This window comes from Azospirillum sp. B4 (assembly GCF_000333275.1).
Taxonomy (GTDB): domain Bacteria; phylum Pseudomonadota; class Alphaproteobacteria; order Azospirillales; family Azospirillaceae; genus Nitrospirillum.
In genome coordinates this window covers 20,086-43,029 of sequence record NZ_BACU01000645.1, presented here as the reverse complement: position 1 = coordinate 43,029, position 22,944 = coordinate 20,086, and the positions used below count along the sequence as shown (strand labels likewise).

The following is a 22,944-nucleotide window of genomic DNA, read 5'->3' as shown; positions in this document are numbered from 1 at the left end:
CGTCCTCGATCCCCTTCAGCATGCCGATGAAGCGGCGCCGGTCATCCACCGGCTGCGACGTCTCCACCCGCACCTCGAAGCCCGCGAAGCGCTCGAAATCCTTGGGCCGGGTCAGCGGCCGGTCGATGCCCGGGCTGCTGACCTCCAGCGTGTAGGCGACATCGATGGGGTCCTCGACGTCCAGCAGGGCCGACACCGCGCGGCTGATCTCCGCGCAATCGTCCACCGTCATGGCGGCGCCGTCCACGCGCTCGGCCATGATCTGCAGCGTCGGACGGGCGTTGCCCGTCAGCGACACGCGCACCAGGTCATAGCCCATGGCCTCGACCGAGGGGGCGATGATACCGGCGATGCGTTCCTGTACGTCCATCGATCTCTATCCAGGGAACGGCCGACCGGGCCGCCCCCATCCTTCGTTTGGGGACGGATATGGGGCGAAAACCTGCCCGCCTGACATCGCCGACCCCAGATAATAAAAAAAGTGGGCCAATGGCCCACCCGCAAAGCGTTCCAGCCAGCCACCACATTGTCGATGGCCGGATCGTTATGAGGATTGCTGCGGCGGATCATAGTCGCCACGGCGTTTTGCGCAAAGGGTTTTAATGCGCCATCCGCCATGTGCCGGAGGGGATGCAGGCCAGCGTCGCCGCCGGTTGTCCCGTTCCCCACCAGCAATGGTGGCATCAACCCGCCATCAACCGCAAGATGGTGTGCAAAACAACCCAGGTCAAGAGGGGTGGGCGGCCCAGTCGAACCGCCCCACCCCTTTTTCCGCAGGCTCAGAACATGGATTCGATGACCCGGTCGGGGGGTTTGTGCCCGTCGACGAAGGTCTTGATGTTGACGATGACCTTCTCGCCCATGTCCTGCCGGCCCTCGATGGTGGCGGAGCCCATGTGGGGCAGCAGCACGACGTTGCTGAGCGCCAGCAGTTTGGGATTGATGGCTGGTTCCTGTTCGAACACGTCCAGGCCGGCGGCGCCGATCTCGCCCTTGGCCAGCTTGCGCGTCAGCTCGTTCTCGTCGATCACCTCGCCGCGGGCGGTGTTGACGATGATGCTGTTGGCGCGCAGCAGGTTCAGCCGGCGGGCGGACAACAGGTGGTACGTCGCCGGGGTGTGCGGGCAGTTGATGGAGATGATGTCCATCCGCGCCAGCATCTGGTCCAGGCTTTCCCAGTAGGTCGCCTCCAGCTCCTGCTCGATCTCGGGGTGGACGCGGTGCCGGTTGTGGTAGTGCACCGACAGGCCGAAGCCCCGGGCGCGGCGGGCCAGCGCCTGGCCGATGCGGCCCATGCCGACGATGCCCAGGCGCTTGCCCCAGATGCGGGTGCCCAGCATCAGGGTGGGGCCCCAGCCCGTCCACTGGCCGGCGCGGATCAGCCGCTCCCCCTCGCCCACGCGGCGCGCGGTGGCCAGGATCAGGGCCATGGTCATGTCCGCCGTGTCCTCGGTCAGGACGCCCGGCGTGTTGGTGACCATGATGCCGCGCTCCCGCGCCGCCTTCAGGTCGATATGGTCGACGCCGTTGCCGAAGTTGGCGATCAGCTTCAGCTGTGGCCCGGCATGGGCCAGGACGCTGGCGTCCAGGCGATCGGTCACGGTGGGGACGACGACGGTGGCGACCTTGACCGCCTCCGCCAGTTCGGCGGATGTCATGGCATGGTCGTCGGTGGAGAGCCGTGTATCGAACAGCTCCATCATCCGCGTCTCGATAACATCGGGCAGCTTGCGCGTCACGATGACGAGGGGCTTTTTCCGCTCGGACATGGTTCCTCCCGAGATAGCGTTCTTGCCATAGCAGCGGGGGCGCCCCCTGTCCAGCGGCCCCGCGACACTGTCCGGCTGGCAGCCGGTGATCGGGCGGCGGCGGGGGCAATGCTTGACCCCGGCGGACGACCGATTTCTATTGGGGACCGAAACATCGGGGCCGTCCCTGACAGGACCACCCCACCCGCCTTCCTCCCCTTAACGGGGACAGCCTTTGGAACGGTCGCCCATGGTCAGGTTTTTCCGGCAGGTGCTGCCGTTCGCCGCGATCCTCCTGGCTTTCGCCACCCTCGCGGCGCATGCGGGCACCGACGGCGCCGTCGACCCCCAGGACAAGCAGGACAGCGAAAGCCAAGGCGACCCCGCCCATCCCGACGCGGTGGTGCGCAGCGGCCTGCCGGTGCCCCGCTTCGTCACCCTGCGCTCCAACGAGGTCAACGTGCGGACCGGCCCCGGCGTGCGCTACCCTGTGGAATGGGTGTTCGTGAAGGCCGGCATGCCGGTGGAGATCACGGCGGAGTTCGACACCTGGCGCCGCATCCGCGACGTGCAGGGCACGCAGGGTTGGGTCCACCAGAGCACCCTGTCCGGCCGGCGCGGCATCGTCGTCACCGGCCAGCAGCTGCGCACCCTGCGGCGCGACGCCGCGTCCACCTCGGAAGCGGTGGCCCAGTTGGACCCCGGCGTCATCGCCAAGCTGCGCAAGTGCAAGGGCCCGTGGTGCCAGGTGGATGTGGGCGGCTTCCGCGGCTGGCTGCAGCGCGACGAGGTCTGGGGCGTCTACGCCAAGGAAGAGGTGGGTGAATGACGACGGCCGCCTTGCCCCCCCATGATGACGTGAACCTGCGCCAGGCGGTGATCGATACCGCAGCGGCCATGAACGCCCTGGGCATCAACCAGGGCAAGGCCGGCAACGTTAGCGCCCGCTGCGACGGCGGCTTCCTGGTCACTCCGTCGGGCGTGCCCTACGCCGACCTGGAGCCCGGCGACATTGTCTTCATGGATCTGGAAGGGCGCTATCGCGGTATCATGGTACCGTCAAGCGAATGGCGCATGCACCTGTCGATCTATCAGGGCCGGCCGGCCGCCGGCGCAGTGGTGCATACCCATTCGACCTTCTGCACCACGCTGGCCTGCCTGCGGGAGCCCATCCCGGCCTTCCACTACATGGTGGCCGTGGCCGGCGGCACCCGCATCGAGGTGGCGGATTACGCCACCTTCGGCACCCAGGCCCTGTCGGACGCCATGATGACGGCGCTGGGCCCGCGCCGCGCCTGTCTGCTGGCCAACCACGGCATGATCGCCTTCGGCGCCGACCTGCGCCGCGCCCTGGACCTGGCGGTGGAGGTGGAGACCCTGGCCCGCCAGTACTGGCACGCCCGCATGATGGGCACCCCCGTCATTCTGGGAGAGGAGGAGATGGCGGAGGTGCTGCGCCGCTTCGCCACCTATGGCCGCCAGCCCAAGGATTTGCCGCCAGGCACGCCGCAAGCGTTGGAATTCCCCACCAAGCTCGACTGATGCGCGGCTAGACGCCTACGGCCATCAGGCTCACAGTGGTCGTCAGCGCCGTCCGGTGAGGCGGCGACGAAACAGCTGGGAGTGCGCCACCCATGACCCTGGAGACGCCGCCGGGCTATGCCCCGTTGAGCGATACGACCCTGCCCGATTTCCTGGCCGCCGTGCCGGCCCTGGCCACCCGCCTGGGCGGGACCCCCGCCGACTGGCGGGTGACCGAGGTGGGCGACGGCAACCTGAACCTGGTCTTCCTGGTGGAAGGTCCCGGCCAGGACGGCAGGCCCGCCGGCCTATGCGTCAAGCAGTCCCTGCCCTATCTGCGCCTGGTGGGCGAAGGCTGGCCGCTGGACCTCAACCGTGCCTGGTTCGAGCAGCGGGCCATGGCCCTGCACGCCGCCGGCGCCGCCGGCCGGGCGCCCGCCCTGCTGCACTACGACCCCACGCTGTACGCCATCGTGATGGAGCGCTTAAGCCCCCACATCATCCTGCGCCGGGGCCTGGTGCAGGGCGTGCGCTATCCCAAGCTGGCGGAGCATGTCAGCGACTATCTGGCGGGCACCCTCTACGCCACCAGCGACCTGGCCCTGCCGGCCTCGAAGAAGCGTCCCCTGGTGGCGGCCTTCACCGCCAACGATGCCCTGTGCCGCCTGACGGAGGACGTGATCTTCACCCAGCCCTACATGACGCACCCGCACAACCGCTGGACCAGCCCGCAGCTGGACACCACGGCCCAGGCGGTGCGGGCGGACGCGGCGTGGAAGCTGGCGGCCAGCCGGCTGAAGCTGAAGTTCATGGCCAGCCCGGAGGCGCTGATCCACGGCGACCTGCACACCGGCTCCATCATGGTGACGGAGACGGACACCCGCGTCATTGATCCGGAGTTCGCCTTCTTCGGACCCATGGGCTTCGACGTCGGCGCCATCATCGGCAACCTGCTGCTGAACTACCTGTCCCAGGATGGGCACAGCACCGAGGACCACCCGCGCGACGCCTACCAGGACTGGGTGCTGCAGACGGTGGAGGAGCTGTGGACCCTGTTCCGCGCCAAGTTCCTGCACCTGTGGCGCACCAGTGGCGAGGGCGACGCCTATCCCGCCGCCCTGTTCTCCGGCCCCGAGGGCACCGCCTGCCTGGAAACGGAGCGCCGCGCCTACCTGGACCGGTTGTTCGTGGACGCCCTGGGCTATGCCGGCGCCAAGATCACCCGCCGCATCCTGGGCCTGGCCCACAACATCGACCTGGAGAAGATCGCCGACCCCGACCTGCGGGCGCTGTGCGAGACCCGATGCCTGGCGCTGGCCCGGTCGCTGATGGTGGAAACCAGCCGCTATCCCACCATCAAGGCGGTGACCGAAGCCGCCCGCCACGTGCGCCGGACCATCACGGCAGTGGGGCCGGTTGATAAGCGGGGGCTGAGTTAAGCAGGATCTAAAAATAAAAGCTGGCGTTGAATTGATTCGGCGCCAGCTTACAAATAGATGAGAAAATAAAGCGCCGTTTGAGGTTTATTTTATCTTTTTTGCAGATCTCTCGATAAAAGCGCCAGCTCCACCACTCAGCAATAGTTCCTGAATTTTGACAATTTGATCTTCTTTCAGAAAATGCCACGTTTCTGGCGTCAAGAAGTGAAAAAATAAAATAGCAAGACATAAAAGACCAAGACCGCCTACGGCGTACAGGTATACGACAGTAATAATATGGACGTGTCCATCTGATTTTTCTTCCCTTAGCACCTTTCTTACAGCACTCATTTCTCTGGCACTGGATAGATTCCTTCCAGTCGCCATAGCAAAGACTTCCATCATTGCGTCAGTACCCACCGACAGATCACCTATATCTGGTTCCTTAACGGCACCAGTGTGATCTGCCGGAGGGACATTATCTTGCAGCGAGTCGCCCGTAGTGCTGCTTGATGAGGTCATTCGAGATTTCGCTATTCTTACCGTTCTCGTTCCAGGTTACATCCCAAGGTGTACCTGACTTATGCGTAAGATTAGAGAGTTGGCCGCCTGAAAATTTTCCGTATACAGAATAAACTTCCCGAAGAAGGTCGTCATCTTCCTTAGATATTCGGCTGCTATCCCGATCACCTTCAATTTTCTCGGTAACTGGATCAGCACGATACTTTTTTATCGCATGATAAAGCTTAGGGATAACAGGTCCATACTGCCAAGCCTCAATTCTGTCATTGATAAGAGCCCGCCCGAGCACAGGGAAGCTCCATCCATGCGAAATATAAACCAACTTAATAAGCTTCAGAGGATCGATCTCGCCGTTCGACTCCTCGGCGATCTCCAGAAGTCTGTTCGCTATTTTGATGGCACTGTATGTCATTTGCTTTCTCCGAGTCGCTCATTAGGCAGTTTCCGATAACCCATTGAAACGGCTGGGAAGAAGTACCGATGTTCGACTTTCTCCATGCATCTATCAAGTAGGTCACCTACCGCTTACTGTCAACCACAGTTGACGGGCGAAGTCAGATTTGGTATGCGCGCAGCTGTGTTCCTTCTTTGTTCTTATAGTTGCTTATATCGCACTTTTCAAGATGCCTTTCACTCATCATTCACCGCCACCTGGCCCATGCGTTCCGGCGGCTGGTGGTCAGGGAACAGCTGGGCCAGGTCCTGGGGGCTGCATACGCCGCGCTCGGTGATGAGGCCGGTGACCAGGCGGGCGGGGGTGACGTCGAAGGCGTAGTTCACCACCGGGCTGTCCTGGGGCACCAGGCGCACGGTCTCCAGCCCGCCGTGCTCGGCCAGGCCGGTGATGCGCGCCACCTCATCGCCCGGCCGCTCCTCGATGGGGATGCCGGCCACGCCGTCCTCCAGCGTCCAGTCCACGGTGCTGGACGGCAGGGCGACGTAGAAGGGCACGTCGTTGTCCTTGGCGGCCAGCGCCTTCAGGTACGTCCCGATCTTGTTGGCGACGTCGCCCCGGGCCGTGGTGCGGTCGGTGCCGACGATGACCAGGTCGACCAGGCCGTGCTGCATCAGGTGGCCGCCGGTGTTGTCGGGGATGACGGCGTGGGGCACCCCGTGCTGGCCCAGTTCCCAGGCGGTGAGGAAGGCGCCCTGGTTACGGGGCCGCGTCTCATCCACCCAGACGTGCAGGGGAATGCCGGCCTCATGCGCCAGGTAGATGGGGGCGGTGGCCGTGCCCCAGTCCACCGTGGCCAGCCAACCGGCGTTGCAGTGGGTCAGGATGCGCACCGGCCGGTCGGGGTTGCGCTGATGGGCGGCGCGGATCAGGTGCAGGCCGTGGCGGCCGATGGCGCGGCAGATGTCCACATCCTCGTCCGCGATGGCGGCGGCCTCGGCATAGGCGCGATCCAGCCTGTCCGCCGGCGGGGTCAGCAGCAGCACCTCGCGCATGCGGTCCAGGGCCCAGCGCAGGTTGACCGCCGTTGGCCGCGTGGCCATCAGGCGCGCGTGGGCGCGCTCCACGTCGCCATCCTCCACGCCCGCGCCGATGGCCAGCGCCATGCCGTAGGCGGCGGCGGCACCGATCAGCGGGGCGCCCCGCACCTGCATGGTGGTGATGGCCGTGGCCATGGCCGCGACGTCGGACAGCATCACGGTTTCGAACCGGAAGGGCAGCCGCGTCTGGTCGATGATGCCCACGGTCCGGCCGTCGGGCTCCACCCAGATGGTCCGCATCGCCTCGCCCGCCACCTTCATGGGCCGTGTCTCCTTTCCCTCAAGCGCCGGGCGCCGCCATCCGGCGGCTTGGCTTATCCTCAGTTTCCAGTCCGCTTCGCTCCCCGGAAACTTCCGGCGGCCCCGGTCGGGGCCTACAGCGGCATGACCTTTGTTCACGCCGCTGGATATTGTCCAAAAACAATCCTGGTTCCAAAAACAATCCTGGTGGGACAAGTCGCAAACAACAAGGCCCCCGGAACTAGGGGTTCCGAGGGCCTTTGGCATTCGTTGCGGTCAACGCGGTCAGAAGACCGACCCCGCGTTCACTTCGGAGCCAGGATCATGATCATCTGCTTGCCTTCAAGCTTGGGCATCTGCTCGACCTTGGCCAAGTCTTCCAGGAGATCCTTGACGCGCACCAGCACGTTCATGCCCAGATCCTGGTGGGCCATTTCACGACCGCGAAAGCGCATGGTGACCTTCACCTTGTCGCCCTCTTCCAGGAAGCGGCGCGCGGCGCGCATCTTCACGTCGTAGTCGTTGTCGTCGATGTTGGGACGCAGCTTGATCTCTTTGACTTCGATGATCTTCTGCTTCTTGCGCGCCTCCGCGGCCTTCTTCTGCGCCTCGTACTTGAACTTGCCGTAGTCGAGGATTTTGCAGACGGGCGGCTCGGCGTTGGGCGAGACCTCGACCAGGTCGAGGCCGGCCTCTTCGGCGGCGATCAGTGCATCGCGCAGACTAACGACGCCAACCATCTCGCCAGCGGCGTCGATGAGGCGGACGGAACGAGCGTTGATCTCCCGGTTAACGCGCGGCCCCTCACGGGTGGGGGCCGACTCTTGGCTGGGCCTGGCTATGGAACCTTCTCCCTGGTTTACGGTGGCCGTCGGGTGGGTGGGGCCCCGGTATGGGGCGGACGGCGTCACCGGGTCGTAAAAAAAGTCGTAGATGTGTACTTGTAAGAAAAGCCAGCGCCGCGCAACTGCGGATTTCTCTCCGCAGCCCCGTCAGGCGCTGGTCAGACCATAATTATCCTCAGAACGCGGCGTCCGTCACTCCCTCCGAAGGGACAGGCGGCCGCGATTCACGCTGAAGGGCCGCAACCGCGTCGTCAAGCGACATCAGTTCCTGATCCTTGCCGCCCAGGCGGCGGAGCGCCACGGTGCGGTTCTCCGCCTCGCGCCCACCGACCACCACCAGGACCGGCACCTTGGCCAGCGAATGCTCGCGGACCTTGAAGTTGATCTTCTCGTTCCGCGTGTCGACCTCGACCCGCAAACCCGCCTTGGCCATGACCCTGGCCACCTCCTCGGCGTAGGCGTCGGCCTCCGACGTGATGGTGCAGACCGTGGCCTGGACCGGCGACAGCCACAGCGGGAACTTCCCGGCGTAGTGCTCGATCATCATGCCGATGAAGCGTTCGAACGAGCCCAGGATGGCCCGGTGCAGCATCACCGGCCGGTGGCGGGCGCCGTCGGCGCCGATATAGCTGGCGTCCAGGCGTTCCGGCAGCACGAAGTCCAGCTGCAGGGTCCCGCACTGCCAGGTGCGGCCGATGGCGTCGGTCAGGTGGAATTCCACCTTGGGGCCGTAGAAGGCGCCCTCGCCCGGCAGTTCCTCGAACTCCAGCCCGTTGGCGGTCAGCGCGTCGCGCAGGCCCTGCTCGGCCTTGTCCCACACCTCGTCGCTGCCGGCGCGCACGTCGGGACGCAGCGCCAGCTTCACGGCGATCTTGTCGAAGCCCAGGTCCTTGTACACGCCCAGCTGCAGCTTGAAGTAATCCGCCGCTTCCGACGGCACCTGGTCCTCGGTGCAGAAGATATGGGCGTCGTCCTGGGTGAAGGCGCGGACGCGCAGGATGCCGTGCAGCGCGCCCGAGGGCTCGTTGCGGTGGCAGGCGCCGAACTCCGCCAGGCGCATGGGCAGGTCGCGATAGCTCTTCAGACCCTGGCGGAAAATCTGGACGTGGGCGGGGCAATTCATGGGCTTCACACCCAGGAACTTCTCACGGCCCTGGTCGTCCACCGACTCCCGGATCTTGAACATGTTGTCGCCATACATGTCCCAGTGGCCCGAGGCCTTGAACAGGCTGCTGTCATAGAGCTGCGGCGTGCGCACCTCCAGATAGCCGGCGTCCTTCAGCTTGGCGCGGATGTAGCGTTCCAGCGCCTGCCACAGGGTCCAGCCCTTGGGGTGCCAGAAGACGCTGCCCGCCGCCTCTTCCTGCAGATGGAACAGGTCCATCTCACGGCCCAGCTTGCGGTGATCGCGCTTCTCCGCCTCCTCGATCTGGTGCAGGTGCTCCGCCAGCTCCTTCTCCGTGCGCCAGGCGGTGCCGTAGATGCGCTGGAGCATGGGGTTGCGGCTGTCGCCGCGCCAGTAGGCCCCGGCCACCTTCATCAGCTTGAAGGCATGCCCGATCTTGGACGTGGACGGAAGGTGCGGGCCGCGGCACAGGTCGTACCAGCCACCCTGGCGATAGATGCTGATCTTCTCGCCCGCCGGGATGTCGCCGATGATCTCGGCCTTGTAAAGCTCGCCGATGGACTTGAAGTGGGCGATGGCCTCGTCCCGGTCCCAGACCTCCCGCGTGAAGGGGCTGTCCGCATCCACGATCTCGTGCATGCGCTTCTCGATCTTCACCAGGTCGTCGGGCGTGAACGGCTCATCCCGGGCGAAGTCGTAGTAGAAGCCCGTCGCGATGGCGGGGCCGATGGTGACCTGCGTGCCGGGGTACAGCTGCTGCACCGCCTCGGCCAGGATGTGGGCGCAGTCGTGGCGGATCAGTTCCAGCGCGTAGGGCGCGTCGCGCGTCAGGATGGCGACCTTGGCGTCATGCTCGATGGGGCGCGTCAGGTCGCGCTCCTCCCCATCCACCGTCACGGCCAGCGCCGCCTTGGCCAGGCTTTTGGAGATCGACTGCGCAACGTCCAGGCCGGTGACGCCCGCCGCGTAGGTTCGCACGTTGCCGTCGGGCAACGTGATCGCGATCTGGGGCTGGTCAAGGTTTTCGGCGGTCGTCATGGCGTTCAGGGTTTGTCCAGAGTGAGGAAGGGCGACTTTGGGTAGCGGGGGCGGAACTGTCAAGGGTGCGGCCCGGGGTCAAGCCGGCTGGCGGGGCGGGAAGGCCGCATGGCTGTGTCCCCCTGGGCACAGGCGCGCGCAACAAGTGGAAAAACTACACCGCGATGGGTCCGCCGTCAGGCGCGACATCCGGCGGGGGCCGCAGGCGCAGCGCGCTTTCCACCGCGTCCACGCCAAGGTCGCCCAGATCCAGCGCCTTGATCCAGGCGGCATCCGGCCCCCAGGGGGCGGAGCGGGCGGGATCGGTGTGGTGCGACATGATCATCAGCGTCGGGCAGCCCAGGGCCGCCGTCAGGAAGATGGGTCCGGTGTCGTTGCCCACCGCCCCTTCCGCCCGGCGCGCCAGGCTGGCCAATTGGCCCAGGCCGGTGCGGCCCACCAGGTTCACGGCCCAGGGGCAGTCGCGCACGATGGCCGCCGCCGCGTCGCTGTCGGCCCCTGTGCCCACCACCACCGGCGTCAGGCCCCGGTCCGCCAGGCGCCGGCCCAAGTCGGCATAGCGGTCGGCCGGCCAGCGCTTGTGCGGCAAGTGGGGCGAACAGCCCGGCACCAGCAGGACGAAACGCCCGTCCGGCACCAGCTCCGACACGTCGCCGGCCAACCAGTCCAGGTCGGCGGGCCCGGTGTCGGGCACGCCGGCGGCCTCCAGTTGGACACGGTAGCGGTCGTGGTTGTGCAGGCCCGTCAGGTCCGGCAGGGGGAAAGCGGCACCCTTGGCGGCGCCCGACCACAGCGGCCGGCGTCCCGGGCCCATAAGCCAGAAATACCGGGCTGTGCGCGGCTTGTTCTGCAGGTCATAGATGGTGTCGAAGCGGCCGGCGCGCAAGCGGGACCGCAGGCGCAGGTAGGCCAGCGGGCTGGCGCCGCGCGGATCGGCCCAGACATCGTCGAACCACGGCATGGCCTGGCCGAAGGGAACGAAGGCCGATCCCGTCAACAGGGTGACCTGCGCACTCGGATGATGCCGCCGGATGGCCTGGAAGGCGTCGAAGCACTGCACCAGGTCGCCCAGCGCGCCCAGGCGGATGACCAGGACGCGCGCCGCCGGGGCGGGGCCAACGCTCACGAAGCGGCCTTGCGGTAGGCCGCCATGCCGGTGGTCGCGCGCAGGTGCAACAGCTCGGCATAAACGCCCAGGGTGGCCCCGCACATCCGCTCACGCGTGTAGTTCTCCATCACGAAGCGGCGGGCGTCGACGGCCAGCGCGCGGCGCTGCAGGCTGTCCAGGGCCAGGGCCTCGCCAATGGCGGCGGCCATGGTGGCGGGATCCTCCGGCGGCACCACCAGCCCGGTCTCGCCGTCCACCACCGTCTCCGCCACGGCGCCGTGGTTGGTGACGATGACGGGCTTGCCCATGGCCTGGGCCTCCACGATCACGCGGCCGAACGCTTCCGGCCGGGCGGAGGCGCTGACCACCACGTCGGATAGCAGGTAGGCTGCGGCCATGTCGTTGCAGTGGTCGGCGATGGTGACTTGGCTCTCCAGCCCCAAGGCCTTGATGCGGGCCACCAGTTCCGCCCGGTACTCCGTCCGGCCCTGGTCGGAACCCACCAGCACGGCGCGCACGTCGGCACGGTGCAGCCGGCCGATGGCCTCGATCAGGTCCAACTGGCCCTTCCACCGGGTCAGCCGGCCGGGCATCAGGACGATGCGCTGGTCTTCCGGCAGGCGCCAGTCGCGCGCCAGCTTGATCAGCCGTTCCTGGCTGACCCGTTCGGGATCCAGGGTGAAGGTGTCGACGCCGCGCGGAATGGTGCGCAGCCGGTCCGGCCCCACGCCGTACTGCCCAGCCACATGGTCCGCCACGAAGCGGGAGACGGCGATGACCCGGTCACCCTTGGCCATGACGCTGTTGTAGCGGCGTTTCAGCTCACCCTTGAAATTGTAGGGGGCGTGGAAGGTGGTGACGAAGGGGATGCCTGTGCGGCGGGCGGCGATCCAGGCGCTCCACGCCGGGGCGCGGGACCGGGCGTGGATGATGTCCACCCCGCGCTCGCGGATCAGGGCTTCCAGCCTGGAGGCGTTGCGCCAGATGGTGAAGGGATTCTTGGAGGCCAGCGGCAGGGTGATGTGCTCGGCCTTGTAGCGTTCCAGTTCGCGGGCCATGGGTCCGCCGGCCGACGCCACCAAGGCGGTGCCACCAGCACGCATCAGGGCCGCCGCCATGTCGATGCAGCCGCGCTCCGCCCCGCCGGTGACCAGGTTGGGGATGACCTGCAGCACCACGGGGCGCCCGCCGCCGAACCAGCCGCTATCGGTGGCACCTTCGGAAATGGCCCCTTGCGGCGCGCCGCTGGCATTGCCGGGGTCGCTGTGGGCCGTTACGGTGCCGGGGGTTTGGGTCAGGGTCATCTGGGGCAGGCAAGCATGGGCGGGACGTCGATACATAGCGTACAGCGGGGGGCGGCCACCATAGCCTATCGACGGAGCCCCGGCCGCCAGCCCGGAATTGTCTTCCTGGGCGGCCTGAAATCCGACATGACCGGGTCCAAGGCCACCGCGCTGGAAGCCTACGCCCAGTCACGCGGCCACGCCTTCGTCCGTTTCGACTACCAGGGCCATGGCGCGTCCAGCGGCGCCTTTCGCGACGGCACCATCGGCACCTGGGCGGACGACGCGGTGGCCATCCTGGACCAGGTGACAGAAGGCCCGCAGATCCTGGTGGGATCCAGCATGGGCGGCTGGATCATGCTGCTGGCGGCGCTGGCCCGGCCCGACCGGGTGCGCGCCCTGGTGGGCATCGCCCCGGCACCGGACTTCACCGAACGGCTGATGTGGGCCGGCATGAACGGGGATGCCCGGGCCACCCTGATGCGCGACGGGGAATGGCGGCGCCCCTCCCTGTATGACGATGCCGGCTATCCCATCACCCGCGCGCTGATCGAGGACGGCCGGCGCCACCTGCTGCTCAACGGCCCCATCGCCCTGCCGCCCGTACCCGTCCGCCTGATCCACGGCCAACGCGACCCGGACGTGCCGTGGCGAACCAGCCTGGACCTGGCTGCGGCAGTGGCCCATGAAGACGTGCGCGTGACCCTGGTGAAGGACGGCGACCACCGCCTGTCCACACCGCAAAACCTGGACCTGATCACCCACACGGTGGGTGAGTTTCTGGACTGATGGGGACGAGAATGCTGAACCGCCGCATGCTGCTTCAGACGGGGGCCGCCCTGCCCTTGCTCACTTCCTTGCCTGCCCGCGGCGCGGAAAGCCCGGACACCGTGGTCGACGCCTTCGTCCGCGACGCGGGCTTCCAGGGCGTGGTCATGCTGGGCCGGATGGGAAAGCCGGATTACATCCGCACCGTGGGCTATGCCGACATCGAGACCAAGGTGCCGACCAAGGCCGACACCCCCTACGCCATCGCCTCCATCAGCAAGTGGTTGACCACGGTGACGGTACTGAAGCTGGTGGAGCGCGGCCTGCTGGACCTGGATGCGCCCATTACCCGGTTCCTGCCCGACTACCGCGCCGACACCGGCGCGAAGTTGAGCTTGCGCCGCTTGCTGTGCAACGCCAGCGGCCTGCCCAACCTGTTCATCATCGAGGCCAAGGCCGATCCCACCCTGCTTCAGACCGATCTGACCACGGCGGAGGCTTTGAGGCGCTTCGGCCAGGGCGACCTGGCGTTCGAGCCGGGGGCCAAGTTCGACTACCACCCGGTGAACTGGATCGTGGTGATCGCCATTGTGGAGCGGGTGACCGGCCTGCCCTTCCAGGCGGCGGTGCGGTCCATCACCCTGGACCCGCTGGGCCTGGCCCACACCGGCGCCACGGACGCCATGCTGGAGGCGGCCGCGCCTTCCTACCGGACGGTCGCCCCGCCGGAGCGCTGGCGCAGCGACCGCCGGCCTTACCTGGCGGCCTCCGGCGGCTATGCCAGCACGGCACCCGACCTGATGCGCGCCGCCCACCGGGTGTTCGACACGGGTTTCCTGTCGGCGGAGTCCCGCCGCCAGCTGACGCATGTGGAGGTGCCGGCGGAGGACTACGCCCTGGGCGGGCGGGTGCGCCGCCTGACCATCGACGGCAAGACCGTGCTGGCGGGGTGGGAAACCGGCCGGACGGCGGGCTATCGCCTGGTGCTGGGCCACCGGCTGGACGGGCGGCGAACGGTGGTGCTGATGAACAACACCGCCCTGTCGCAGAAGACCATGGACCAGTTCGCCGACGCGTTGTTGGGCGCGGAGCCGAGGCCCTGACCATTCCCACGACCAGCGGCGTGAAACTATTCACGCCGTAGGACGCGACCGCGTCCGCCGCAGGTTTTCGGGGAGCAAAGCGGACTGAAAACCGAGGATGAGCCAAGATTTGGAAGACACAAGTGGCGGATGGCCACGCCGGCGTTTGAGGAACGCGATCAACGACTCTTCCGGCGAAACCGCAAATAAACAGGCACCCGGCCAGCCTCCAGCGCCTTTTGCTCGTAGCGGGTCTGGACCCAGTCGGCCGGGGGCACGCGCCAGTCGGCGGCCTTGTCCGCCAGCCATTCGAAGTCAGGATGGCGCCAAGCGTGTTCCAGCATCCAGCGGCACAGTTGCGGATCATCGGTCGCCAGGCGCAGTTCCGCCCCGTCCTTCAGCACGCGGGCCAGGCGCGGCAGGTTGGCCGGGCCGATGAAGCGGCGCTCGGCATGGCGCAGCTTGGGCCAGGGGTCCGCGAACAGCACGAATACACGGCCCACGCTGGCCTCGGGCAGGGCGTCCAGGATGGGGCGGGCGTCATCCGGGCAGACACGGATGTTGCCGGAGAGATCCTGCGCCTCGATGTGCTGCAACAGGTTGGCGACGCCGTTGATGAAGGGCTCGCACCCGATGAAGCCGATATCCGGGTTGGCCGCCGCCTGCTGTGCCAGGTGCTCGCCGCCGCCGAAGCCGACCTCGAACCACAGGTCGCGCTTAGGCTGGGGGAATAGGGCTGCGGGGTCAATGGTGCCGCCTGTAGCCGGCGGATCCAGTTGCAGGTGGGGCAGCAGGCCCTCGATCAGGCTGGTGCGGTGCTGGCGCAACGGCCGGCCGCGACGACGCCCGTAAAGCAGGGGGCGGTGCTGGGCGGGGCTATCGTCGGTCATGGGCGGGATCGAAACGGCAAGGGTCAGAAAAGCCAAGGGCCCTGGCTGATCGGTCTGATCGGCCAAGGCCCCGGCGTCAGGACGTTGAGACTTTAGAACGCGCGCTTCAGCTCGTCCACCAGGTCCAGCTTCTCCCAGGAGAAGCCGCCGTCGGCGTCGGGCGTGCGGCCGAAGTGGCCATAAGCCGCCGTGCGGGCGTAGATGGGACGGTTCAGCTTCAGGTGCTCACGGATGCCGCGGGGGCTGAGGTTCATCAGCTGGCGCAGCACGTCGGACAGCTTCTCCTCATCCACCCGGCCGGTGCCGGCGGTGTCGATGTAGACCGACAGCGGGTGGGAGACGCCGATGGCGTAGCTGAGCTGGATGGTGCAGCGGTCGGCCAGGCCGGCGCCCACCACGTTCTTGGCCAGGTAGCGCGCGGCGTAGGCGGCCGACCGGTCCACCTTGGTCGGGTCCTTGCCGGAGAAGGCGCCGCCGCCGTGCGGGGCGGCACCGCCGTAGGTGTCGACGATGATCTTGCGGCCGGTCAGGCCGGCGTCGCCGTCCGGGCCGCCGATGACGAAGCGGCCGGTCGGGTTTACGTAGAAGTGGGCCTCGTCGCACATCCAGCCCTCGGGCAGGACCTTCAGCACGTGCGGACGCACGATCTCGCGCACGGCTTCCTGGTCCAGGCCGTCGGCATGCTGGGTGGAGACCACCACGGAGGTGGCGCGCACCGGCTTGCCGTCGACGTATTGCAGGCTGACCTGGCTCTTGGCGTCGGGGGCCAACTCCTTCACGCCGCCGTGGCGGGCGTCGGCCAGCGACTTCAGGATGCGGTGGGAATAGTGGATGGGCGCCGGCATCAAATCGTCGGTCTCGCGGCAGGCGTAACCGAACATGATGCCCTGGTCGCCAGCCCCCTCGTCCTTGTTGCCGGCGGCGTCGACGCCGACCGCGATGTCGGCGGACTGGGCATGCAGGTAGCACTGCACCTCGGCCGTCTTCCAGTGGAAGCCGTCTTGCTCGTACCCGATGGCCTTCACCGTGTCGCGGGCGACGCCCTCGATCTCCTTCAGCAGGCCCTCGGGGCCCCGCACCTCACCGGCGATGACGATACGGTTGGTCGTGGCCAGGGTCTCACACGCCACGCGGGCATATGGGTCTTGCGCCAGGAACAGATCGACCACGCCGTCGGAGATTTGATCGCAAACCTTGTCCGGATGACCCTCGGAAACGGATTCGCTGGTGAAGACGTAATTGGATAGTGCCACGGGGCGCCTCGGCTAATTAACGATGGCTATTTACGGCAGGGTATATGTGATATCGACAAAAAACGCCGCCCGGCCTATCACGGCCAAACGGCGTCTTTTCGCAGGCTTCTACAGATTGGTCAAGGGGCTGGCCCCATCAGGCCAGATCTGCCGCGGCGTCGGTACCGGAATTGGCGACGGCCTTGGTCAGCTCGAACAGGCGCTTGCGCACCGCCGGATCGGAAATGCGGTAGTAGGCGCGCACCAGTTCCAGCGTCTCGCGCTTGGCCATCGGGTCGGCGTCGAAGCCCATGTCCGGCGACAGCGCCTCATCCACCACATCGCCGGGCGTGTCGCCGGCCATGTCGTCGAAGAAGAAGGACACCGGGACATCCAGCACACGCGACAGGTCGAACAGACGCGACGCGCCGATGCGGTTGGCGCCGCGTTCGTACTTCTGCACCTGCTGGAAGGTCAGGCCGATGGCTTCACCCAGCTTTTCCTGGCTCATGCCCAGCAAAGTGCGGCGCAGGCGCACGCGGCTGCCGACATGAACGTCGATCGGGTTGGGCTTTCCGATCCGAGGCCGCCCACCGGTGGAACGGCGGGCCCCAATTGCACTCTCCATGATCCAAATCCTTACGTTACGGATCGATGACGACCCTAAGACAAGCGTTCCGGGGTGGTCAAGGGCGCGCCCGCATCCCACCGTCCCGCTCCCCGGCCCTTGTTCGGTCCGCCGCCCTGCTGGAGGAGGTTCCTCCCCCGCCTGGGCGCGTGATCCCAGATGACCACAATCCCGGGCCGGGGCCCGGTGACAATCATGGGATCATCGACCGCGGCGCCATCGCCCCCGGAATGGGGCATCCGATCATGGACATCTCAAGGGCACTGCCTACCCTGATACATCCGAAGCGTGAAAAAATAGATAACGCCCAATACAGCCAAGAGTAAAGCGGCCAAGGGGCCATCACCCCATCGGGCATAAGGCGTAGGCTGGGATGTGGACCGTGGTAACGGAAGGTCGAGGACTCCCCGCGAGCCCAGCGCCAAATGGCCCAGTTCCCGTCCATAGGGATCGACCACCGCCGAAATACCGGTATTGGCGGCCCGCACCAGGGGCAGCCCTTCCTCGATGGCGCGCATGATGGCGATGGCCAGATGCTGGTGCGGCCCCGCCGTGTGGCCGAACCAGGCGTCGTTGGTGACGTTCAGCAGCCACCGGGGGCGTTCCTGGGGGGGGCGACCCTTCGCCGCATCCGCCGTGCCCGCCTCCGCCGCCGTCACCATGCCGGGGAAGATGACCTCATAGCAGATCAGCGGGCTGGCCGGCGGCAGGCCGGGCAGGGTCAGCGTGCTGGGGCCCGGGCCGGCCCCCATGATGGAGCTGGAGGGCGACACCACCGCCACCGCCCGCAACGGCAGCCAACGGCGCAAGGGCGTGTATTCGCCGAAAGGCACCAGGTGGGCCTTGTCATAATGGGCCAGCGCCTGGCCCTGGTCGTTCACCGCCACCAGGCTGTTCCAGTAGGTGTCCGTACCATCCTGCGCGCCGGGGGTGCCGGCGGGCGTCAGGCGCAGGGTGCCGGTCAGGGTCAGGCCGCCCGGCGGCGTCACCTGGCCGATGGCCTTCAGCAGCTCCGGCTCATCCTCCAGCAGGTAGGGCACCGCCGTCTCCGGCCACACCAGGGTGGTGAGGGGGGCGGCACCCGGCGGCTGGGGCTGGCGCGACAGGGCCAGCATGAGGAGGACATGGTCCAGTCGGTCTCGGCGTTCCATTTGTCGGCCTGGTCGATGTTGGGCTGCACCAGGCGCAGCATGACACCCGCACCAGCGCAACTTGCCCGCCGGCACGCGCGNGACGCCATAGGCCGCCATGACCGCCACCAGGCCCAGTCCCGCCACCCCCGGCGCCCAGGGACGGCGGCCGCCATTCGCCAGCGCCGCCGCCAGGCTGGCCGGCAGCACGGTCAGCAGCGACAGGCCATAGACACCCACCAGCGAGGCGACCTGCGCCGGGCCGGGCAGGCCCACCCAGGCGTAGCCGATCAGGTTCCAGGGAAAGCCGGTGAAGGCGTGGCCGCGCGCATATTCCACCACCGTCCACACCACGGCGAACAGCAGGCACCGCGCGACGCCGCCCATGCGGAAACGCCGCACCAGGCCCCACCAGACCAAGGTGCCCGTACCGACGAACAAGCCCAGCAGCAGGGGCAGGCCCGCCACGGCGAAGGGCAGCAGGGGCCAGAAGCGCGGGAAGACCAGCAGGGCCGCCCCCACCCAGTACAGCCCCAGCACGAAATGGCCGAAGGCGAAGGCCAAGCCGGTCCAGAAGGCGGCGGCCGGGCGTTCCACCCCGTCCAGCAGCCAGATCAGCCCGGGGAAGGCCAGCCAAAGCACGGGCACGGCGTTGACGGGGGGCATGGCCAGGGTGGCCAGCCCACCCAGCAGGGCGGCCAGCCCCAGGCGGCGCCAGCGGCCGCCCCCCCGCATGCGGTTGGCGAGGCGGGCCAGACGATCAGGCAGGCTCACGATGGGGATGGTCTCCGGTCAGGGGCGGCGGCCGGTCAGGACCCGGCCACCAGCGGCGCGTCCTGGCCGGCGTCGTTCGGCAGGCTGCGCACGCGCAGGCGCTTGATGTGGCGGGGGTCGGCGTCGATCACCTCGAACTCGATGCCCGATGGATGGACCAGCACCTCGCCCCGGCGGGGGATGCGACCGGCCAGGGAGAAGACCAGACCGCCCAATGTGTCGACCTCCTCCCTCTCCTCCTCGTCCAGGACGGGGCCGACGCGGGCCTCGAAATCCTCCAGCGGCAGGCGGGCGTCGGCGATCAGCGTGCCGTCCGGACGCTCGATCAGGCGCGGCTGCACCGCGTCGTCATGCTCGTCCTCGATCTCGCCGACGATCTCCTCCACCAGATCCTCGATGGTGACCAGGCCGTCGATGCCGCCGAACTCGTCCACCACCAGGGCCATGTGCTGGTGCGCCTGGCGCATGTGCACCAGCAGGTCCAGCACCGGCATGCTGGGCGCCACGATCTGCACCTCGCGCACGATGGAGGGCAGGTCGAAGGGACGCTGGTCGGCCACCACCGCCAGCACGTCCTTGATGTGGACCATGCCCAGCACGTCGTCCAGGGTCTCGCGGTAGACCGGCATACGCGAATGCGCATCCTCGGAAAAGCGGCGGATCAGGTCGGGCAGGCTGATGGAAACCTCGATCCCCAGGATGTCAGCCCGGGGGACCATGATGTCCACCACCGTGCGGCCGCGCAGCTTCAGGATGTTGGCCAGCAGCGCCTTCTCGTTGCCACCGACCGAGCTCTCATCCCCGCCGCTGTCCTCGATCAATTCCTCGATCGTGTCACGCAACGTGGGATCCACGCGTCCGCCAAGGGCGGCGCGCAGCCAGCCCCGGAATTGCTGGGTCAGCGACCCATGATCTTCGGCCCCGTCGTCACGGGGCGTTCGACTGTCGGAAAGATCGGCCATCGTTTAGTGCGTGGTCTCTTCGCTCTGGAGGTCTTCACGGGTGGGGCCGGCACCGTCCCGATAGGGATCGGCTATGCCCATGTCCGCCAGGATCACCGTCTCCAGCCGTTCCATGGTCTCGGCCTCGGCGTCCTCAATATGATCATAGCCCAACAAGTGAAGCACGCCATGGATCACAAGGTGGGTCAAGTGGTTGGCGACGGGTTTGTTCTGTTCCGCCGCCTCGGTCATCAAGGTTTCATATGCCAGGATGATGTCGCCCAGCAGGTAGGGCGGGCGTTCCATGCCCTCCGGGAATTCGACATCGTCGTCCCCATCCTCCTCGCCATCCCCCTCTGGCAGCATGGGGAAGGACAGGACGTTGGTGGGCTTGTCCTTGCCGCGATACTGGTGGTTCAGCACCCGCACGGCGGCGTTGTCGGACAGCAGGATGGAGACCTCGCCGTCCCCCACCGGCAAAGCCTCCGCATCCACGGCCAGCGCCTGGCGCAGGGCGCGGCGCGCGGCGGCGGTCACCAGATCCTCCACACCGGGGATGGCGGCCTGCCAGTCGCCGGCCTCGACCTCGACGATGATCTCCAGGGCGTCGGCCCGGGCGGTGTCCACGGTCATTCCTCGATATCCGGCGAGGCGTCGGCCGATGACCGGCCCGTGCGGCCCATCGTCGCCACCTGCCGGCGGCGGGCGTCGGCGCGGTCGTAGGCCTCGACGATGCGGCCCACCAGGGGATGCCGAACCACGTCGGCGGCGGAGAAGTGGACGAAGGCCGCCCCGTGCACGCCCTCCAGCACCTCCACCGCCTCGCGCAGGCCGGACTTCACGCCGCCCGGCAGGTCCACCTGGCTGAGATCGCCGGTGATGGCCATGCGGCTACCCTCGCCCAGGCGGGTCAGGAACATCTTCATCTGCATGGGCGTGGTGTTCTGCGCCTCGTCCAGCACGACGAAGGCGTTCGCCAGGGTGCGGCCGCGCATGAACGCCAGGGGCGCCACCTCGATCTCGCCGGAGCCCAGGCGCTTGGCCACCTGCTCCGCCGGCAGCATGTCATAGAGGGCGTCGTACAGCGGGCGCAGGTAGGGGTCCACCTTCTCGCGCATGTCGCCAGGCAGGTAGCCCAGCTTCTCCCCCGCCTCCACCGCCGGGCGGGACAGGACGATGCGGTCCACCCGGCCGGTGATCAGCAGCGACACCGCCTGGGCCATGGCCAGATAGGTCTTGCCCGTGCCGGCGGGGCCCAGGCCGAACACCAGCTCGTTCTCCGCCAGCGCCTTCAGATAGGCGGCCTGGGTGGGCGACCGGGGGGTGATGTCGCGGCGGCGGGTCTTCAGCACCGCCTCGGGCCGGGTGATGGAGGCCAGGGCCCGGGTGCGGCTGTCGGCGTCCACGCCGGTGGCGATGCGCATGGCGGCGTCGACCTCCGCCGGGCCCACGGGCATGCCGCGCTTCAGCCGTTCCCACAGGGCGTCCAGGGCGGCGCGGGCGGCACCCGAGGCATCCTCGGGGCCGGATATGGTCAGGCAGTTGCCGCGGCTGATGAGGCTGACGCCCAACTGCCGCTCGATGCGGCTCAGATACTGTTCATGTTCTCCGAACAGCAGGGGCAGCAGGCGGTTGTCGTCGAACTGCAGGTCGATACGCTGGTCCGTTCCGGACGCTGTGGTCACGCCGTCATCTCCTGATGATTGGCCTTGATGTCGGGGGCGATGACGGCCAGGGCGCTCTCGCCGCCGTACACCGTCTCGGTGGTGACGACCTCCCCACCCAGGCTGCTGGCCGACGCGGCGGTGATGCGCACCGGCACCACCTGGCCCAACAGGCGGTCGGGGGCGGTGGCATGAACCGCCTGCATATGGGGGCTGCGGCCCAACAGCTGGCCCGGCAGCTTGCCCCGGCGGTCGAACAGCACGGGCTGCACCGTGCCCATGAGGCCGGCGTTGAAGGCGCGCTGCTGTTCAGCCAGCAAGGCCTGCACCGTTTCCAGCCGCGCCGATTTGTCCTCTTCGGTCAGGCGGCCCTCCGCCATGGTGGCGGCGGGCGTGCCGGGGCGGGCGCTGTACTTGAAGGAATAGGCGCTGGCGTAGCCGACATCGGTGATCAGCCGCAGGGTGGCGGCGAAGTCCTCCGCCGTTTCACCGGGGAAGCCCACGATGAAGTCGCTGCTGAGCGCCAGGCCAGGCCGGGCGGCGCGCAGCTTGTCGACGATGCGGCGGTAGTCGTCGGCCGTGTGCTTGCGGTTCATCGCCGCCAGGATGCGGTCCGACCCGCTCTGCACCGGCAGGTGGACGAAGGGCATCAGTTGCGGCACCTCCGCATGGGCGCCGATCAGGTCGTCGTCCATGTCGCGGGGGTGCGAGGTCGTGTAGCGGATGCGGCTCAACCCGTCGATTTCCGCCAGTTCGCGGATCAGCCGGCCCAACCCCCAGGTGCGGCCGTCCGGCCCTTCCCCATGGTAGGCGTTGACGTTCTGGCCCAGCAGGGTGATCTCCACCGTGCCGTTGGCCGCCATGCGCCGCGCCTGCTCCAGGATCTGGGCGGCGGCGCGGGAATATTCAGCGCCCCGGGTATAGGGCACGACGCAGAAGGTGCAAAACTTGTCACAGCCTTCCTGAACGGAGACGAAGGCCGACGGGCCCTGCGGCGTGGCGCCCTCGCCCGGCAGCAGGTCGAATTTGCTCTCGACCGGGAAGTCGGTGTTGATGACGCCACCGGCGCCGCGCACGGCCCGGGTCACCATCTCCGGCAGCTGGTGATATGTCTGCGGGCCGAACACCATGTCCACGTGCGGGGCGCGGGCCATGATCTCCGCGCCCTCGGCCTGGGCGACGCAGCCGGCCACGGCGATGATCATGCGCTCGCCCGCCGACGCCTTCTCCTGCTGCTGCAGGCGCAGGCGGCCCAGCTCCGAATAGACCTTTTCCGACGCCTTTTCGCGGATATGGCAGGTGTTGAGGATGACCATGTCGGCCCCCTCCGCCTCCTCCGCCGGTTCATAGCCCAGGGGCGCCAGGACGTCGGCCATGCGGCCGCTGTCATAGACGTTCATCTGGCAGCCGTAGGTCTTGATGAACAGCTTCTTACGCGACGTCGCCACACCGTACTCCTCGCCGCGGCCGTTCCGGGGCCCGCGGACCTAAC

22 protein-coding genes are annotated in these 22,944 nt (G+C 67.5%); 5 read left to right on the top strand and 17 right to left on the bottom strand.

From position 1 onward, the window contains the following. Both rimP and I55_RS29320 read right to left on the bottom strand, forming a co-directional pair. On the bottom strand, positions 1-370 hold a 370-nt coding region (gene rimP / locus I55_RS29325), incomplete at its 3' end, for a ribosome maturation factor RimP (RefSeq protein WP_044564255.1). Positions 371-779: 409 nt separating this feature from the next. After that, on the bottom strand, positions 780-1,769 hold the full coding sequence (locus I55_RS29320; protein ID WP_044564254.1) for a D-glycerate dehydrogenase: 990 nt from the start codon (positions 1,767-1,769) through the stop codon (positions 780-782). 229 nt (positions 1,770-1,998) lie between these two features. On the opposite strand from I55_RS29320, the gene I55_RS29315 reads away from it, so the two are divergent. The 3 genes from I55_RS29315 to mtnK all read left to right on the top strand — a co-directional run bounded on the left by I55_RS29315 (position 1,999) and on the right by mtnK (position 4,708). Continuing rightward, on the top strand, positions 1,999-2,577 hold the full coding sequence (locus I55_RS29315; protein WP_083901514.1) for an SH3 domain-containing protein: 579 nt from the start codon (positions 1,999-2,001) through the stop codon (positions 2,575-2,577). Next, on the top strand, positions 2,574-3,290 hold the full coding sequence (locus I55_RS29310; protein WP_044564253.1) for a class II aldolase/adducin family protein: 717 nt from the start codon (positions 2,574-2,576) through the stop codon (positions 3,288-3,290). Before I55_RS29315 ends, I55_RS29310 begins: the two co-directional genes overlap by 4 nt. A 92-nt stretch (positions 3,291-3,382) precedes the next feature. Then, positions 3,383-4,708, top strand: a complete 1,326-nt coding sequence (gene mtnK / locus I55_RS29305; protein ID WP_044564252.1) for an S-methyl-5-thioribose kinase — start codon at positions 3,383-3,385, stop codon at positions 4,706-4,708. Between the two features lie 84 nt (positions 4,709-4,792). Here mtnK and I55_RS36495 read toward each other — a convergent pair whose 3' ends face one another. From I55_RS36495 to I55_RS29280, 7 genes are all read right to left on the bottom strand, one after another. Further along, positions 4,793-5,107, bottom strand: a complete 315-nt coding sequence (locus I55_RS36495) for a hypothetical protein (protein ID WP_148294040.1) — start codon at positions 5,105-5,107, stop codon at positions 4,793-4,795. Between the two features lie 58 nt (positions 5,108-5,165). Next, the gene (locus tag I55_RS35135) at positions 5,166-5,621 is read right to left on the bottom strand and encodes a Panacea domain-containing protein (protein ID WP_083901513.1); all 456 of its coding nucleotides are present in this window, start codon (positions 5,619-5,621) and stop codon (positions 5,166-5,168) included. 218 nt (positions 5,622-5,839) lie between these two features. Beyond that, on the bottom strand, positions 5,840-6,964 hold the full coding sequence (mtnA, locus tag I55_RS29300) for an S-methyl-5-thioribose-1-phosphate isomerase (protein ID WP_044564251.1): 1,125 nt from the start codon (positions 6,962-6,964) through the stop codon (positions 5,840-5,842). Positions 6,965-7,248: 284 nt separating this feature from the next. After that, positions 7,249-7,785, bottom strand: coding sequence for a translation initiation factor IF-3 (gene infC / locus I55_RS29295; protein ID WP_044564262.1), 537 nt, complete (start codon positions 7,783-7,785; stop codon positions 7,249-7,251). A gap of 178 nt (positions 7,786-7,963) precedes the next feature. Further along, entirely contained in the window at positions 7,964-9,952 is a 1,989-nt protein-coding gene (gene thrS / locus I55_RS29290; RefSeq protein ID WP_044564250.1) for a threonine--tRNA ligase, read from the bottom strand. A gap of 154 nt (positions 9,953-10,106) precedes the next feature. Further along, entirely contained in the window at positions 10,107-11,078 is a 972-nt protein-coding gene (locus tag I55_RS29285) for a glycosyltransferase family 9 protein (RefSeq protein ID WP_044564249.1), read from the bottom strand. Continuing rightward, a complete protein-coding gene (locus tag I55_RS29280) occupies positions 11,075-12,364 on the bottom strand; it encodes a glycosyltransferase family 4 protein (protein WP_083901512.1) in 1,290 nt (429 codons plus the stop codon). Before I55_RS29280 ends, I55_RS29285 begins: the two co-directional genes overlap by 4 nt. Before the next feature lie 126 nt (positions 12,365-12,490). On the opposite strand from I55_RS29280, the gene I55_RS29275 reads away from it, so the two are divergent. Then, complete coding sequence (locus I55_RS29275; protein WP_252181363.1) at positions 12,491-13,132, top strand: carboxylesterase; 642 nt, start codon at positions 12,491-12,493, stop codon at positions 13,130-13,132. Between the two features lie 11 nt (positions 13,133-13,143). Continuing rightward, entirely contained in the window at positions 13,144-14,214 is a 1,071-nt protein-coding gene (locus I55_RS29270) for a serine hydrolase (RefSeq protein WP_044564247.1), read from the top strand. 158 nt (positions 14,215-14,372) lie between these two features. On the opposite strand, the gene I55_RS29265 is transcribed toward I55_RS29270, so the two are convergent. The 8 genes from I55_RS29265 to miaB all read right to left on the bottom strand — a co-directional run bounded on the left by I55_RS29265 (position 14,373) and on the right by miaB (position 22,852). Next, a complete protein-coding gene (locus I55_RS29265) occupies positions 14,373-15,083 on the bottom strand; it encodes a tRNA (guanosine(46)-N(7))-methyltransferase TrmB (protein WP_044564260.1) in 711 nt (236 codons plus the stop codon). A 92-nt stretch (positions 15,084-15,175) separates the two neighbouring features. Continuing rightward, complete coding sequence (gene metK, locus I55_RS29260) at positions 15,176-16,336, bottom strand: methionine adenosyltransferase (protein ID WP_044564246.1); 1,161 nt, start codon at positions 16,334-16,336, stop codon at positions 15,176-15,178. 136 nt (positions 16,337-16,472) lie between these two features. Then, on the bottom strand, positions 16,473-16,943 hold the full coding sequence (locus tag I55_RS29255; protein ID WP_044564245.1) for a helix-turn-helix domain-containing protein: 471 nt from the start codon (positions 16,941-16,943) through the stop codon (positions 16,473-16,475). Between the two features lie 254 nt (positions 16,944-17,197). Next, entirely contained in the window at positions 17,198-18,847 is a 1,650-nt protein-coding gene (lnt, locus tag I55_RS29250; protein ID WP_049974625.1) for an apolipoprotein N-acyltransferase, read from the bottom strand. 35 nt (positions 18,848-18,882) lie between these two features. Beyond that, positions 18,883-19,809, bottom strand: coding sequence for a hemolysin family protein (locus I55_RS29245; RefSeq protein ID WP_044564244.1), 927 nt, complete (start codon positions 19,807-19,809; stop codon positions 18,883-18,885). Between the two features lie 3 nt (positions 19,810-19,812). Then, positions 19,813-20,421 carry an rRNA maturation RNase YbeY gene (gene ybeY / locus I55_RS29240; RefSeq protein WP_044564243.1) on the bottom strand — a complete coding sequence of 203 codons (609 nt, stop codon included), beginning with the start codon at positions 20,419-20,421 and terminating at the stop codon, positions 19,813-19,815. Next, the gene (locus I55_RS29235; protein ID WP_044564242.1) at positions 20,418-21,473 is read right to left on the bottom strand and encodes a PhoH family protein; all 1,056 of its coding nucleotides are present in this window, start codon (positions 21,471-21,473) and stop codon (positions 20,418-20,420) included. Before I55_RS29235 ends, ybeY begins: the two co-directional genes overlap by 4 nt. Next, positions 21,470-22,852, bottom strand: a complete 1,383-nt coding sequence (gene miaB / locus I55_RS29230; RefSeq protein WP_044564259.1) for a tRNA (N6-isopentenyl adenosine(37)-C2)-methylthiotransferase MiaB — start codon at positions 22,850-22,852, stop codon at positions 21,470-21,472. The genes I55_RS29235 and miaB overlap by 4 nt, the downstream gene beginning before the upstream one ends. Positions 22,853-22,944: the final 92 nt, after the last annotated feature.